The following is a 14,633-nucleotide window of genomic DNA, read 5'->3' as shown; positions in this document are numbered from 1 at the left end:
TTTTCGTGAACGCATACCCAAACCCCGTTTTCGCTGATTAGTATCCATTCATTCAGCATAGGAGCCGGGCAACGCACCCGGCACCCCGTGAATAAGGGGGTTACCGGGACGATGCGGCCTTGGCGGCGGCCATGCCGGAAAGCCCCCGGGACAGGGTCACGGCTTCGGCATCGTACACTTCGGGAATCACGTTCACCTGGTAGCGGGTGATATCGCGGGCCACCTTGCTTGAGGTGCCACTCAGGGCGCTGAGCATGCCCACCGCCTTGGTCAAACCGGAGGTGATCTTGTCACCGGTGGTGGTGGCGTCCTCGATGCTTCTGTAGAAGCGTTTGTCGCTGGAGACCGCCTGGCGGGTGGCGAACACCGGCTGGTGGTTGCTCTTGATCATGCATTTTTCCTTGCCGTATTCCTTCCAGCATTTTTGCTCGCCGATGGGTTGGAAGCGCAGGTCACCGCTGACCGCCAGTTGGATATCCGCTTTCACCTTGGCCGAGTTTTTATTGGCCAGCCCGGCGAAGGTTTTGTGGCCGTCGGATTCCAGGGAGGCGAAATCCACCAGCAGGTTGATGTTCACTCCGGTCATGCCCAGGTCCTTGATCAGCTGGCTTTCCAGCTGCGCGGTGCCATCCCCGGTCACCGCCTTGAAGGATTGCGCGAAGCCCTGGGCGGCGCCGGTGTAGCGTGTATCCGTAACGGTGTCGCCGCTTCGGGCCAGTACCAGGTAACGGGTGCCGCTCCGCTTTTCCTTGTATTCAAAGGGACTGGAGCGGCCCCCTTTCTGAATCGCCTGATAATTCCCATTGGCTTTCAGCGTGGACAGCGGCACCACCTGGAAGCCGGCATCGGCCAGTTGCTGTTCCGCGTCCGCGCAGGCCTGGTCGGCGATGCGCTGCAGCTCGCTCTCTTGTACGCCGTCGACGGTGTAGGTCACGGTGACTTTCACATCCGAGCGGCTGATGGTGCCGGTGGCCCGGTCGGCCCCCGCCCGGAAGCCACCGCTGGTGGACGCGGACGCGGCGCTGGTCATGCCGAACATGACGTTGCAGGACAACACGCCCACTTTGTTCACGCCTTTCATGTGTTTTTCGTTGGCCGCGTCGATAAAGCTATTGGCCTGGCCGGCGGCGCTGCCGTTGGCGTTGTAGGTGGGCGCCGGCGTGCCGCCGGAAACGGCACAGCCGGAGACCAGCGCGATCAGAGTCATAACCGGAACAACCTTGTTCCCCAACATTTTTTTCATGATTTTCCCCATTGGTTTTTCGGCAACACGCGCGGGAAGACTTCCCGCGCGTTCGGTCCATCGGTGGTTACTGCTTGGTGGCGTTTCTCATCTCAAACAGTTCGTCACCCACCCAGCCACTCAGGCCCTGAACCGTCATATCTTCGTTGAAGCGGATTTGAACCTTGCCCGCGCTGACATTGAGAAAGTCCTCCGCATCCACGTGCATCAGGAAGGCCCCATCGCTTTCTTCCGGACCCGGGATCAGGAAGTCATCGTTACCGCCCCATCCCATTTCCTGGGGAAAAACGCCGCCGCAAAGCTGGGTCTGGCCTTCCAGCGTGAAGTGACCCTGCTCGGTGATCGTCATGGTATTGGTGACGGTAGTGGACGGACCGTAGGGGCCCTCGCAGTACACCGACAAAGTGCTGCTCCAGGTGCCGGCGAGATCGGCGAACAGGTCCGGCACGTCGGCGCCGTAGGCCAGCAAGCTGTTGCGGAATTTCACTTCAGCGTTGCCACCGGCGCTGCCTTCGATCAGGCCCGTATCCCACTCCAAAAACATGTTCACGAAATCGGCGATGGCGGTGCCCTTGTTGATAAACACCTGACCGGGCATGTAGATGGGCCCGAAGCCAAAATCCATGGTCGAGAAGGGCGTCAGCGCTCCGGTGAAGGCGCCGGAAGCGGACTGGCTGACGATGGTGCCGCCGTCGCCGCCCAAGAGCGTGACGGTCCAGTTGTCGGTGGTGCCGCCGATGGTCAGGGAACCTTCGCCGTACCACTCCGGATGGGCGGCGGGCACGTCATAGATGGCCACCGGCCAGGTGGCGGAAATCACCGCCAAATATTCCGCCTGCTCCGGGTTGTCGTTATCGCCCAGGTCCGCCGCGCCAACGGCGCCCCGCGGGGTCGGCGGATCGGTGCGGTCCGGCTCCACCGCGTCCGGCGGAGTGCCGCCGCCGATCACATTCGCCAGCACCGTGGCGTAATCGCTGGCGGCGGCCTCGATGGCCGCCTGCAGGTCTTCCAGCAGCCGGTCCAGGGTATCCGCCGCCGGCGTGGTGCTGGGGGTAAACGCCTGGAAGAACGGCGCCATCGGATTGGAACCCGGCCAGGAAGATGGCAGCGAATAGCCGGCGTCGGCCAGGTCAGCGCGCAATGCACCGGCGGCGGCGCTCAGGGCGGCGCCCACCGCGTCCCAGTTGGCCGGATCCTGGAACCAGTCGGCCAGGCTTCTGCCGTCCTGGCCGGTCACCGCCAACGCCATCGCCAGATCGGTGAGTGGCGTCACATTGACGGTGGACTGGGACGCGGAGGGCGCGAAGGAGTGCAGCGCGGTGATGCCGGCGGGCAGGTCGCCGCCGGACACCCGCAGAATACAGGGAAAATCGGCACTGGGAATGCGCACCGTATAGCCACCGTTGGCGGCACTGGTCACCGCGGCCACGCCATTGCCGGACCGGCAGGTGACCTGCACGGTGGCGCCGTTGACCGGCGCGCCCACCGCCACCGAACCGCTCAGGTTGGTGGCCTCCGGCCCGCCACCCCCACCGCCGCCGGTGGAGTTATGCTCGTCGCTGTCGCCGCCGCAGGCGGCGACCAGCAACACCGTGCCGAACAGGCCGGCCAGCGGCACGAGCCGAAAAGTGGAAAGAGCGGACATGACGATTCTCCATGGGCTGGATTTTATTTCGTCACATCCTAGAGCAGCGCCGGCGAGCGGAACCCCCCGCGAATAGGGGGGCTCAGTCGATGCTAATGGCCTGCATGGCCTCCACGTAGGGGGTCACCGGGGTGGGGCGGTGGCTGTCGCGGTCGATCAGTACCAGCACGCTTTCCGCGGTGGCGGTGGCGGCGCCGTCCACGGTGATGCCACCGCGCAGCACGAAGGAGGTGTTACCGATGCGCGACAGGCCGGTAGCCAGCGCCACCTCGCCCATGCCCCGGTCCCAGCGGTCAATACGCAGGTCGATGCGTGCCACCAGCAGCCCCAGGCCCGGCTTGCGCAGCTCGGACAGGGAACCGGCCCTGCCCTGCTCCGCGTAACGGGCCACCGCCAGTTCCGAGAGCACCCGGTCCGGGTCCAGGTCCGCATAGCGCGACACCAGTGGCACCCGCTGCGGGTAACCGGCGAACGCCCAGGCATCCAGGGGCAGCTCCGGCGGCCACTCCGCCGCCGGCTGGTCGCCGGCCAGCGCCGCCCGCACCGGCTCCGGCAGGGACACCCAGCCATCGCCTCCCCAGGCCCCCAGCAAACAGTCCTGCACCCCCACGCACTGGTCGTGCTGAAACAGGGCGGTGCGCAGATGGGCGCCCTGCTGGTCGGCGTGCAACGCCACCACGCCGGCGGTGACCGGGTGCGGGTAGTGGGTTTCACCGAGAAACTGAGTGAGCGTGCGGCGCGGCCGCAACAGCAGGTCATCGGAGTACCACACCGGGCGCTCCAGGCGCTCCATCAGAAAGCGGGTGCGCGCCTCCAGATGAAAGCTGTGCACCGCCACGTTGTTGACGTGGCGCTCGGTGTCCAGGTGGCTGTAAAGCGTCATCAGCGGCAGTTGGAAAGGGTAGGTCTGCGGCGCCCGCCAGACGCCTTCCGGTTTGCTCCCAGGGTTCAACACGGCTCTCCCAACGAATTTCAAAGACGCAAGCCTACCGCCGCCGGCCCGTCGCGCCCAGGGGCGGGCATGACCGAAACCGCCGCTCCAGTGTCGTAACTGGCGGTTGCGGGGGCCCCAAGGCTGACCAATGATGGTCGATCACGCTTGTATCGAGGACCCAGCATGGACATTCCCGCCTTCAACACCCTGGAGCTGACCGTCGATGACGACGGCATCGCCACTCTTTTTCTGAACCGCCCGGAGAAGATGAACGCCTTCAACCGGGAGATGAAGGACGAGCTGCTCGCCGCCTTCGACTTCACCGACCAGCACGACGAAGTGCGCGCCGTGATCGTCACCGGCAAGGGCCGCGCCTTCTGCGCCGGCGCCGACCTGTCCTCCGGCGGCGACACCTTTGACTACAAGAAGCGCGGCGGCGAAGGCGCCAACCCGAACGACGCCCACCGGGACGGCGGTGGCCAGGTGGCGATGCGCATCTACCGCAGCCTGAAGCCGGTGATCGGCGCGGTGAACGGCGCCGCCGTGGGCGTGGGCATCACCATGCAGCTGCCCATGGACGTGCGCATGGCCTCCGAGGACGCCAAGTTCGGCTTCGTGTTCTCACGCCGGGGCATCGTCAACGAGGCCGCCTCGTCCTGGTTCCTGAGCCGGGTGGTGGGCATCTCCTCGGCCCTGGAATGGTGCTTCACCGGACGCGTGTTCAGCGCCGCCGAAGCCAAGGAGCGGGGCCTGGTGCGCTCACTGCACAAAGCCGACGAGCTGTACCCGGCGGCGGTGGCCCTGGCCAAGGAAATGGTGGAACAGAGCGCGCCGGTATCGGTGGCGGTGATCCGCCAGATGATCTGGCGCATGGCCGGCGCCGAGCACCCCATGGAAGCCCACAAGCTGGACAGCAAGGCGATGAAGTCCCGGGGTGGCTCCGAGGATGTGAAGGAAGGGGTGATGTCGTTTCTGGAGAAGCGCCCGGCGGTGTTCCCAGACAAGGTGTCCAGGGATCTGCCGGAGTTCTTCGATTGGCAGGGGGAGCCGCCGTTCGAATAGGCGGATCGCGGCTGAAGCGGATCGCGGCTAAAGCCGCTCCTACAACGAATGCTCTGTAGGAGCGGCTTCAGCCGCGATCCGGCGATCAGTGCAACTGAAACAGAATCTTCAGCAGCTGCACGCCCAGCAACACGATCAGCGGGCTCAGATCGAGCCCGCCCATGGCCGGCAACAGCCGCCGGCACGGCGCCATGATCGGCTCGGTGATCTGGATCACCACCCGCACCACCGGGTTGGACGGGTCCGGCGCCACCCAGCTCAGAATCACCCGGATCAGCACCGCCCAGAAGATGTAGTTGAGCAGCAGGGTGGCCAGCTCCCGCAACGTGTAGACCAGCAACGCCGGGCCGATGCCCGACGGAATGCCACCGGTTTGCAGCGTCATCAGCATCAGCGCCTTGACGATAATCAGCAGCACCACCAGCACCAGGGACGCGATGTCCAGCCCCCGATAGCCCGGAATGATGCGCCGCAGCGGTGCCAGCAGCGGATTGGTGGCGCGCAGCACGAACTGGGAAATCGGGTTGTAGAAGTCCGCCCGCGCCAGCTGCAGCACGAAGCGGGTCAGCACGATGAAGATATAGATGCTGAACGCGAAATCGATCAGGAAAACCGCGGCACCCTGAGGGTTCATGGTGACTCCAGACTGTCCGTTTGGCGACAGAGTATTGGGGTAAAGCGCGGCGAATTCAAACCGGAGAGCAGCGCGCCGATTTCCGCCGCCCCCGGCCCCGGCCAGCCATCGGTTGACATTTAACCTCTATCAAATAATGATACGTATCGTATCGTTATATATGATCAAAAAATAAACCTGATGGCCCATCGCCGCTTCGGCACCTTCTTCACCCTGGTCCGGCGGCGCGATAAGGAGAACCACCCATGGCCTCGATCCTTCTTCCCCGCATCCTGGAAATTGGCGCCGGCACCCTGGCCCGCCTGCCCGAGGTGCTGACCACCCTGCAAAGCCGTCGCCCGCTGATCGTCACCGACCGGATGATGGTGGAGCTGGGCTATGTGGACCGCGTGCGCGACGTGCTGAAGCCCCTGGATATCCAGGTGGAGGTGTTCGCCGATACCGTGCCCGAGCCCACCGCCTCGTCGATCACCGCCGGCGTGGAGCGAGTCCGGCAGGGCGACTACGACGCCATCATCGCCCTGGGCGGCGGCAGCCCCATCGACAGTGCCAAGGCCATCGCCGTGATGGGCCGCCATGGCGGCGACATCCGCGACTATGCGTTCCCCCGGCAGGTCAATGAGCCGGCGCTGCCGATCATCGCCGTGCCGACCACCGCCGGCACCGGCTCCGAGGCCACCCGTTTCACCATCATCGCCGACGACCACAGCGACGAAAAACTGCTGTGCGTGGGCGCCAGCTTCATGCCGGTGGCCGCCCTGGTGGATTTCGAGCTGACCCTGTCGCTGCCGGCGCGCACCACCGCCGACACCGGCATCGACGCCATGACCCATGCCATGGAGGCCTACGTCAGCCGCAAGGCCAACCCCTACAGCGACCAGCAGGCGCTGGCCGCCATGCGCCTGATCGGCCCCAACCTGCGGCGCGCCTACCACGACGGCCAGGACCGTGAGGCCCGCGAAGGCATGATGCTGGGCGCCACCCTGGCCGGCGTCGCCTTCTGCAATTCGTCGGTGGCCCTGGTGCACGGCATGAGCCGCCCCATCGGCGCCTTCTTCCATGTGCCCCACGGCCTTTCCAACGCCATGTTGCTGCCGGCCGTCACCGAGTACTCGATCCCCAGCGCCGGCCCGCGCTATGCCGACTGCGCCCGGGCCCTGGGCTTCGCCGCCGCCACCGACGGCGACGACGACGCCAACCGCAAGCTGCTGGAGGCGCTGGTCTCCATCAACCAGGAACTGCAGGTGCCCACGCCGGCGGATTTCGGCATCGACCGTGATCACTTCTTCGAGGTGCGCCACACCATGGCCGAGCAGGCCCTGGCCTCCGGGTCGCCGGGCAACAACCCGCGCGTCCCCGACGCCGCCGAGATCGTCACCCTTTACGAAAGTCTGTGGGCCTGAGCCCGCGATTCAACACACCCTGATTCAACACGCTTTGATTCAACAGAACCGATTCGAGGTATCTCCATGAAAGTGATTGGCCATTTCATCAACGGCGCCGAGCGCGAAGACAGCGGCCGTACCCAGGACGTTTTCAATCCGGCCACCGGCGAAGTCAGCAGCCAGGTGGCGCTGGCCGCCAAGAGCACCGTCGAAGAGGCGGTCGCCGCCGCTGAGCAAGCGTTCCCGGCCTGGCGCGCCACCCCGCCCATGAAGCGCGCGCGCATCATGTTCCGCTTCAAGGAACTGCTGGAGCAGAACTCCGATGCGGTGTGCCGGGCCATCGGTTCCGAACACGGCAAGATTCTGCATGACGCCGCCGGCGAACTGCAGCGAGGCATCGAGAACGTGGAATACGCCTGCGGCGCCCCGGAACTGCTGAAAGGGGAGTACTCCAAGGACGTGGGCCCGGGCATCGATTCCTGGAGCGAGTTCCAGCCCCTGGGCGTGGTGGCCGGCATCACGCCGTTCAACTTCCCGGCCATGGTGCCGCTGTGGATGTTCCCGATGGCGCTGGTGTGCGGCAACACCTTCGTGCTCAAGCCCTCGGAGCGCGACCCCAGCGCCTCCATGCTGATGGCCGCGTTGCTCAAGGAAGCCGGCCTGCCGGACGGCGTGTTCAACGTGGTCAACGGCGACAAGGAAGCGGTGGACACCCTGCTCAACGATTCCCGTGTAAAAGCGGTGAGCTTTGTCGGTTCCACCCCCATCGCCGAGTACATCTACGCCACCGCCAGTGCCAACGGCAAACGCTGCCAGGCTCTGGGCGGTGCCAAGAACCACGCCATCGTGATGCCCGACGCGGACATGGACAACGTGGTCAACTCCCTGCTGGGCGCCGCCTTCGGCTCCTGCGGTGAACGCTGCATGGCGCTGTCCGTGGCGGTGGCGGTGGGCGACCAGGTCGCCGACCAGCTGGTGGAAAAACTCAAGGACGCCATGGGCAGCCTGAAAGTGGGCATCTACGAAGAGCAAAGCAACGACTTCGGCCCGACCATCACCCGCGAACATCAGGCCCGGGTGATCGGCCACATCGACAGCGCCGAGGACCAGGGCGCTCGCGTGGTGGTGGATGGCCGCCATCTGACCGTGCCGGGTTATGAGCAGGGCTTCTTCGTCGGCGCCACCCTGATCGACGGCGTCACCGCGGAGATGGACAGCTACAAGGCGGAAATCTTTGGCCCGGTGCTGCAGGTCGTGCGCGCCGGTTCCATGGAAGAAGCGATGAAGCTGATCAACGACCACGAGTATGGCAACGGCACCTGCATCTACACCCGCGACGGTGAAGCGGCGCGCTATTTCAGCGACGGCATTCAGGTGGGCATGGTGGGCATCAACATCCCGCTGCCGGTGCCGGTGGCCTACCACAGCTTCGGTGGCTGGAAGCGTTCCCTGTTCGGTGATCTGCACGCCTACGGCCCGGACGGCGTGCGCTTCTACACCAAGCGCAAAACCGTGACCCAGCGCTGGCCGTCCTCGGCGGTGCGTGAGAACGCCGAGTTCTCCATGCCGACCATGAAATAAAACCTGGTTTGAACCTGCCTTGCCTCTGTCGGCTCCGGTGAACACCGGGGCCGTTTTTTTATGTCGCCCCGTTGATCGCGACTGAAGTCGCTCCTACGGAAAACCAACCTACGGAGCCGGTGTAGGAGCGACTTCAGTCGCGATAGCATAACGCCGCCGGCCGCTCCTACATTGAATTGAAGGCTTTATTGAATAGCACCCAGGGCGGCGGCGGCTTCGCGCATCAGCGGCAGGAAGCCGCGCAGGGCGGCCAGGTCGGTGCGGATCACCGGCGCGTGCACATTGAGAAAGGCGAACGGCTGACCGTCCGGGTCGCGGATCGGTACCGCCACCGCCACCATGCCGTCGATAAATTCCTCGTTGTCCTCGCTTTCTTCCCGTTCGGCGATGGCCGCCAGTTCGTCGAGAAAACCGGCCTGGTCGGTGAAGGTGTTGCGGGCCATGCGAGTCAGCGGCAGGCTGGCCACCACCGCCCGGCGCCGGTCCTCGGGCAGCAGCGCCAGATACAGCTTGCCGCTGGCGGTGCACCATACCGGCGTGCGCGTGCCCACCGGCAAATGAATGTGCAGCGGCCAGTTGGCCTGGGCCCGGTCCGAGTACATCATTTCCAGGTTCATGGGGATGGCGATGGAACAGGTTTCGCCGATGCGCGCCGCCAGCTTGTTGAGAATCGCTTCCCGCTCCAACCGGTAGCCATCGCTTTGGAACACGTCCAGGGCGATCCGGTAAAGACGCGGGCCGGGAATCCACAGGCCACGGCTGTCCATGCGCAGGAAGTCTTCTTTTTCCAGCTGCTGCAGCAGCCGGTGGACGCTGGGTTTGGGAATGTCGAGCAGGTGGGAGAGATCCGCCGGCGAGATCGGCCGCTGTTCCCGGGAGACCCGCTCGATAATGCCCAGTACCCGGGTGATCGAGGAGCCTTTTTCTCGTCTGTTCACCGCCATGGGCGTGACCCTTCCGCGCGTCGAAAAGCAAAGCCGAAGGATACCGAAACCGGGCTGCAATGGCACGCCGGCAAGCGCCGTGCTGCTAGCCGGCGAGCAGATCCTTGGCCAGGCGCAGATAGCCCTCCGGGCGGGCCAACAGATCGAGGCTGAAGTGCTCCACGGTTTTCTGCTGGCGCATGGCCAGGGAGCGCAGCAGGGCGTAGGCGTCGTCCTCGCCCAGGTCGAATTCCTTCATCAGCATCAACTGGGCGGAAAACAGAAAACGGCGAATACGCAGCCGCTCCTCCAGGCGTTCGACGCGCGCCTGCATAGCCTGTTGCTGGTCGGCGGCGGCCCGGGCCAGGGTCAGCGCCGTCATCACCCCATCGAAGCGCACCGGTTTGCGCAAATAAGCCGACGGTGCCTGACGGATAATCCATTGCAAACGGGAGGGCGCCTCCACCCCGGTCAGAACGATACGCGGCAACGCCGGCCAGGTCAGTTCCCGGTCCGGGTGGCTGAGCACCGGGCTGTCGCCGTCGAACAACACCATGTCGGCGTGCTCGAAGGCCTCCTCGCCGGGCAGGTCCGGCAGGAAGCAGGCCTCCACGCCAAGACGCCGGAATTGCTGTTGCAAATGGTCGGCATCACGGTCGTCACAGGCGATCACCAGCAGCCGCAGCCCGCGCACCCGTATACGTGGCCGGGACATGACTAGCTGGCCCCCGGGCCAAGGGCGTCCAGATCCACCCAGGTCAACCAGGGGTCCGGTTTGATCGGTTGATCGCCTTCCCAGAACACTTCCAGGCGACCGTCATGGCAGCGGGCCAGGTGCGGCGTCAGCCAGGCGTGGTTATTGTCCGGGTCGATGCGCACCCGGCCCGCCGGGCTGTCCAGCTCGTCACACCAGAGCGCCGCGCGCACCGCTTCCACCTGCTCGCCGCCGCAACGCTGAACGGCACGGGCCAGGAACTGGCCGGCGGTCCAGGCCGCCACCGAATCCACCGACGGTGAGCCGGCGTCGCCAAAGCGGGTGCGGTACTGCTCCAGAAAACGCTGGTTGGCGTCGTTGTGTACGGTCTGGAACCAGGCCGAGGACACCAGATACCCTTCCAGCGCCGCCTTGCCCACCAGGCTCACCTCCGCCTCGCACAGGGTCAGGCTCAGCTTGATGGCGGTGTCCGACGCCAGATAGGGGTCGTCCTCGGCGGCCTCCCGCCAGGCGTGATAGAAGCGGTAGGCGGACTGGCCCACCAGCGTTACCAGCACCACCTTGGGCCGCCGTTCGGCGATGTCGCGGATGATGCCTTCCACCGCCGTGTCGCCCAGGTTCACCAACCGGCTGGCGGTGAGCCGGTGACCGGTGGCGGCCAGTGCCTCCCCGGTGATGCGGTCGATCTCCCAGGACCAGACGTAATTGGAGCCCACGTGGTAGATGTCGCCGGGGTGCTGGCGCAGCAGCCAGGCCAGCATCGGCAACACATGTTGATTGGGGGCCGCGCCCAGATAGATCACGTTGTTACTGCTTTCAAACCCCTCGTAGCGGGCGGAATGCCACAACAGGGCGTTGGCGCCTTCGATCAGCGGCAGGATCACCTTGCGCGATGCCGAGGTGTAACAGCCGACGATGTGTTTGACGCCGTGCCGGTACAGCAGATCGTGGCAGTGGTCGTGATAGCGGTCGAGAACGCCACCGGGATCACGCACGATGGGCGCCAGGGTGAAATCAAATTCGGCGCTGGCGTTGATCTGCTCAATGGACATCATGATGCCGTTCAGCATTTCCCGTCCGATAACACCGTACTCACCGGACACGGAATACAGAATTCCAACCGGAATCACCGGTTTACCGCTTTCCATCTGGCGCTCCGAAGCCATGGTTGTAGCTAAAAGGGCGGCCTGCGCCGCCCCGGTCCTGATTACTCCTGCGTGGTATCCCTCTCCACCAGGGGTTGATAATGATGCGGCTGGCGCATCAGCACCAGATCCTTGCGGCGCACCACATGGGTGGGATAGGGCGCCTGATCGTCGCCGGTGTCGATGGTCATCATCACCACGCCGCGATGACGCACCTGTTTCACCTCGCTGCGCGGGAACGCGAAGGTGTCCGGCCCGTACACGCCGCTTAGCCCGAAGGCGCCGTCGCCGGCGTTGTTGGCGAACACCAGCCACAGGTTATTCTCGCCGGCCCGCACGCGGGGCAACAGCCAGTGGTGCGGGTCCTCGCCGGTGGGGATCGGGTAGTTCTGGGCAATGCGCGAACCACCGTGGGCCATGGGCACCGGGCCGTGCAAAGAAGCCGGCGCGGCGATGATGTCACAGCCCTCCAGGCTCAGCACACGACCGGCCTCGGGCACCGTCAGGTCCTCGCCGAGCAGCAGGCCGACCCGGCCACAGGGTAGGTCGTGGAACACCCAGCGGTCGCCGGCGCTGAGCCAGTGGCGGTCCGCTTCGGCGATGTGAATCTGCCGGTAATCGGCCAGCACCCCGGCCGGGCCCACCAGGCGGGCGCTGTTGTAGTAGCGCTCGCCGTCGCGCTCCAGCCAGCCCACCACCAGGTTCAGGTTGGCCTCGATGGCGATCTCGAGCACTTCCTTCAATGCCTCATCACCGGCTTCGATGGCGGTTTCCCGGCCACCGGGCCCGGTCAGCGCCCGCTCGGGAAACACCAGCAGTTCGGCGCCGCCGTCCCGGGCCCGCAGCGCCATGTCGCGCAGGGTTTCCAGGTTGCCATTGAGACTGGCACCAGGGGTGAACTGGCCGGCGGCCACCACCGAGCGCTTGCCCGGCGGCAACGGACGGAAGCCATACAGGCCGAAGAAATCCTTCGGGTTCCAGCTGAAGGTGTTGGTGAGCAGCCGGTGGTACATCTCCGGGCGACGTTTCTCCAGGCTGCGGTTGCGCTCCGGCAGCTCGATCTCGGCACGCACCACGCCGTCGCCGTCGTCACGGTAGCCGAGCAGGGCGCCGTCGGCGCCCACCACGCAGCTACCACCGCTGAATTTCACGCCACGCTCCCAACCCCAGCGGTTGCCTTCGATCAGGGCACAGTCGTTTTCCCAGGCCCGGGTCAGCCAGTACGGTGCCGGCGTGCGCTCGTCCAGCCAGTTGCTGAGATGGCAGATCACCTGGGCGCCGTTCAGCGCCATCAGGCGGGCGGTTTCCACGAAGTGGATGTCCATGCAGACCAGCAGGCCGATGCGGCCGATGGGGGTATCGAACACCGCGTGCTGGTCACCGTTGGCGGCCCATTTCGGTTCGGCGATATAGGGGTGGGTCTTGCGGTGCACGCCGACCACGCCTTGCGGGCCCAACAGCACGGCGCTGTTGTAATACAGGTCGGTGGCCGGGTCCCGCTCCGGCATGCCCACCACGATGTAGCAATCGTGGCGCGCCGCCAGTTCCGTGAACGCCTCGGTAGTGGGGCCGGGCACCGTTTCCACGTGGGGCGCCACCTCCTCGCGGTGGTACCAGCAGTAGCCGGTGGTGGCCATTTCGGGCAGCACGATCAGGCGGGCGCCGTCGCGGGCCGCCTGCTCGGTGAGCACCAGCAACTTCTCGATGTTCTCGCTTTTCTTGGCCAGCGTCGGTTCGAACTGAACCGCCGCCACCGGCAGTCTTTGCGCGGTCATGGAAACGCTCCTGTTATTTTGCGGATGAATAGGACATGGCCGCGTCGTCCGGGCGCGGTCCCTGGTAACGCTGGGAAGGACGCCAGCGGGTCGGCATGTCCTCGGGGAAAGTGCTGAAGTAGAAACGGCCACGGGTGGCGACGCTGATGATCACGTGGATCACCGGGCCCACCAGCATGGCGATAAAGGAGGCGAACACCATCGGATAGGCGCCCAGGATACCGGCGGCGCCAATCGCTACCGCCACCGCCAGCGCGATGGAGCCGGACGGGTTCCAGCGGCGCAGATACTCCTTGCGGTATTCCACGAAGTCGGTGGGCGCCAGGCCGAGCATCTTCCGGCACACGAAGTAATCGGTGAGGATGATGAACACCCAGGTATTGGTAAGAATGCCGGTGATCGCCAGGAAGGTGCCGGTGTACTGGAGGATGTTGCACACATAGAACAACACGCCGAACGCCCACACCAGAACCATCCACCACTGCCGGCCGGGCCGGTAGTTAAAGGCCATGTCCATGGTGTTGGAGAGCGCGATGGAGCCGGAGTACAGATTCATCACGTTGATGCGGATTTGCGTGATGATGGTGAAGATCACCCCGACCACGCCGATCACCATGGGGAATACGAAGCCCGGGTCCAGCGCATGGCTCCAGACGTCACCGCTCTTGATGTGCGGTATCAAGGTGTAGGCCAGGTAGGCGCCGAACAGCATCACCGCGACGATGGGAATCAGCATGCCGAGCATGATGGTGGCGGTGCCTTTGTGGGTAATGCCGGGCTTGGCGAAACGCCCGTAGTCGGTGGCCAGCAGGCCCTGGAACACGATCTGGCCGTTGGCCATGTTCAACACCATCCACATGGCGTTGCTGCCGCCGTCGCCTTTCGGTTGCCAGCCGGCGAAGCCGATGGGCGTGTAATCCTGAGCCAGTTGCCACATGCAGAACGCGAACAGCACCACGAAGATCGGCACGCCCCAGGTCTGCAGAAACTGCATGGACGACATGCCTTTCCACACGAACCAGATGGCCGCCAGCCCCATGGTGGCGAAGATCGCAATGCCCATGGGCGAGTCCACCGCGATGCCCAGCTGATTGGCGATGGCGTGGGAAACGATGGTGCCTTCGAACAAAAAGTAGAAAATAAAATTGATCGCGTAGATCAGCGAGGTCACCGCCGAGCCCATGTAACCGAAGCCCAGCCCCCGGGTCATCAGGTTCAGCGACAGGCCTTCCTTGCTGGCCAGTTTCATGATCACGGCGCCGATCAGCGTGGCCAGCACCACCATGTAGAGAATCGGTATCCAGACCTTCGGCCAGCCCACCTGATAGGTCATATCAGCGCCAAGGCTGAACCAGAACATGGCGGTGGAGTTGCCGAGAAGTACCAGGATGATGGCCGGAATCGGCCATCGATAGTGATGGGGCACGCGGCCGACGGCGTAGTCTTCCACCGCTTCCGCTTCAGTGATGTCCTGCGGACCTTGAAACCACTCTTTCAGCTTTCCCATATTTTTTTCTCCAAAAAAAAAGCCCCACCGACTCCGGGAGTCGGTGGGGCTTCTTCGCCTTCGATTGTCTTTATCAACGACGCT

12 protein-coding genes are annotated in these 14,633 nt (G+C 64.8%); 3 read left to right on the top strand and 9 right to left on the bottom strand.

Annotated elements, in window-relative coordinates:
* Positions 1-100: 100 nt before the first annotated feature.
* The 3 genes from FGS76_RS16235 to FGS76_RS16225 all read right to left on the bottom strand — a co-directional run bounded on the left by FGS76_RS16235 (position 101) and on the right by FGS76_RS16225 (position 3,843).
* Positions 101-1,207, bottom strand: a complete 1,107-nt coding sequence (locus tag FGS76_RS16235) for a hypothetical protein (RefSeq protein WP_240692576.1) — start codon at positions 1,205-1,207, stop codon at positions 101-103.
* 103 nt (positions 1,208-1,310) lie between these two features.
* Entirely contained in the window at positions 1,311-2,888 is a 1,578-nt protein-coding gene (locus FGS76_RS16230; RefSeq protein WP_138773694.1) for a carboxypeptidase-like regulatory domain-containing protein, read from the bottom strand.
* 82 nt (positions 2,889-2,970) lie between these two features.
* Positions 2,971-3,843: a hypothetical protein gene (locus FGS76_RS16225; RefSeq protein ID WP_138773693.1), complete on the bottom strand. Its 873-nt coding sequence runs from the start codon at positions 3,841-3,843 to the stop codon at positions 2,971-2,973.
* Positions 3,844-4,005: 162 nt separating this feature from the next.
* Between FGS76_RS16225 and FGS76_RS16220 the strand changes: the two genes are divergently transcribed.
* Positions 4,006-4,884 (top strand): crotonase/enoyl-CoA hydratase family protein, encoded by an 879-nt coding sequence (locus FGS76_RS16220; protein ID WP_138773692.1) that lies wholly within the window; start codon positions 4,006-4,008, stop codon positions 4,882-4,884.
* 85 nt (positions 4,885-4,969) lie between these two features.
* Here the strand turns inward: FGS76_RS16220 and FGS76_RS16215 are convergent, their stop codons facing one another.
* Positions 4,970-5,518 (bottom strand): YggT family protein, encoded by a 549-nt coding sequence (locus FGS76_RS16215; protein WP_138773691.1) that lies wholly within the window; start codon positions 5,516-5,518, stop codon positions 4,970-4,972.
* 245 nt (positions 5,519-5,763) lie between these two features.
* Here FGS76_RS16215 and FGS76_RS16210 point away from each other — a divergent pair, with 245 nt between their 5' ends.
* Positions 5,764-6,921 (top strand): iron-containing alcohol dehydrogenase, encoded by a 1,158-nt coding sequence (locus FGS76_RS16210; protein WP_138773690.1) that lies wholly within the window; start codon positions 5,764-5,766, stop codon positions 6,919-6,921.
* A gap of 66 nt (positions 6,922-6,987) precedes the next feature.
* Entirely contained in the window at positions 6,988-8,484 is a 1,497-nt protein-coding gene (locus FGS76_RS16205; RefSeq protein WP_138773689.1) for a CoA-acylating methylmalonate-semialdehyde dehydrogenase, read from the top strand.
* A gap of 185 nt (positions 8,485-8,669) precedes the next feature.
* On the opposite strand, the gene FGS76_RS16200 is transcribed toward FGS76_RS16205, so the two are convergent.
* The 5 genes from FGS76_RS16200 to FGS76_RS16180 form a co-directional block, all read right to left on the bottom strand.
* The gene (locus tag FGS76_RS16200; protein WP_138773688.1) at positions 8,670-9,428 is read right to left on the bottom strand and encodes an IclR family transcriptional regulator; all 759 of its coding nucleotides are present in this window, start codon (positions 9,426-9,428) and stop codon (positions 8,670-8,672) included.
* Between the two features lie 85 nt (positions 9,429-9,513).
* A complete protein-coding gene (locus FGS76_RS16195; RefSeq protein WP_138773687.1) occupies positions 9,514-10,122 on the bottom strand; it encodes an ANTAR domain-containing response regulator in 609 nt (202 codons plus the stop codon).
* 2 nt (positions 10,123-10,124) lie between these two features.
* Complete coding sequence (locus FGS76_RS16190; RefSeq protein ID WP_205717280.1) at positions 10,125-11,270, bottom strand: transporter substrate-binding domain-containing protein; 1,146 nt, start codon at positions 11,268-11,270, stop codon at positions 10,125-10,127.
* A gap of 59 nt (positions 11,271-11,329) precedes the next feature.
* Positions 11,330-13,042: a nitrilase-related carbon-nitrogen hydrolase gene (locus FGS76_RS16185; protein WP_138773685.1), complete on the bottom strand. Its 1,713-nt coding sequence runs from the start codon at positions 13,040-13,042 to the stop codon at positions 11,330-11,332.
* A 13-nt stretch (positions 13,043-13,055) separates the two neighbouring features.
* Complete coding sequence (locus FGS76_RS16180) at positions 13,056-14,549, bottom strand: purine-cytosine permease family protein (protein WP_138773684.1); 1,494 nt, start codon at positions 14,547-14,549, stop codon at positions 13,056-13,058.
* Positions 14,550-14,633 lie beyond the last annotated feature (84 nt).

The organism is Alloalcanivorax gelatiniphagus (assembly GCF_005938655.1).
Classification (GTDB): Bacteria; Pseudomonadota; Gammaproteobacteria; order Pseudomonadales; family Alcanivoracaceae; genus Alloalcanivorax; species Alloalcanivorax gelatiniphagus.
The sequence above is the reverse complement of the archived record's forward strand: the minus strand, read 5'-3'. Positions and strand labels throughout refer to the sequence as shown.

What these genes read in the sequence shown, in the direction of transcription:
- FGS76_RS16235 (WP_240692576.1), bottom strand. Translation starts at nt 1,207, where the DNA reads ATGACTCTGATCGCGCTGGTCTCCGGCTGTGCCGTTTCCGGCGGCACG.
- FGS76_RS16230 (WP_138773694.1), bottom strand. Translation starts at nt 2,888, where the DNA reads ATGTCCGCTCTTTCCACTTTTCGGCTCGTGCCGCTGGCCGGCCTGTTC.
- FGS76_RS16220 (WP_138773692.1), top strand. Translation starts at nt 4,006, where the DNA reads ATGGACATTCCCGCCTTCAACACCCTGGAGCTGACCGTCGATGACGAC.
- FGS76_RS16215 (WP_138773691.1), bottom strand. Translation starts at nt 5,518, where the DNA reads ATGAACCCTCAGGGTGCCGCGGTTTTCCTGATCGATTTCGCGTTCAGC.
- FGS76_RS16210 (WP_138773690.1), top strand. Translation starts at nt 5,764, where the DNA reads ATGGCCTCGATCCTTCTTCCCCGCATCCTGGAAATTGGCGCCGGCACC.
- FGS76_RS16205 (WP_138773689.1), top strand. Translation starts at nt 6,988, where the DNA reads ATGAAAGTGATTGGCCATTTCATCAACGGCGCCGAGCGCGAAGACAGC.
- FGS76_RS16200 (WP_138773688.1), bottom strand. Translation starts at nt 9,428, where the DNA reads ATGGCGGTGAACAGACGAGAAAAAGGCTCCTCGATCACCCGGGTACTG.
- FGS76_RS16195 (WP_138773687.1), bottom strand. Translation starts at nt 10,122, where the DNA reads ATGTCCCGGCCACGTATACGGGTGCGCGGGCTGCGGCTGCTGGTGATC.
- FGS76_RS16190 (WP_205717280.1), bottom strand. Translation starts at nt 11,270, where the DNA reads ATGGAAAGCGGTAAACCGGTGATTCCGGTTGGAATTCTGTATTCCGTG.
- FGS76_RS16185 (WP_138773685.1), bottom strand. Translation starts at nt 13,042, where the DNA reads ATGACCGCGCAAAGACTGCCGGTGGCGGCGGTTCAGTTCGAACCGACG.
- FGS76_RS16180 (WP_138773684.1), bottom strand. Translation starts at nt 14,549, where the DNA reads ATGGGAAAGCTGAAAGAGTGGTTTCAAGGTCCGCAGGACATCACTGAA.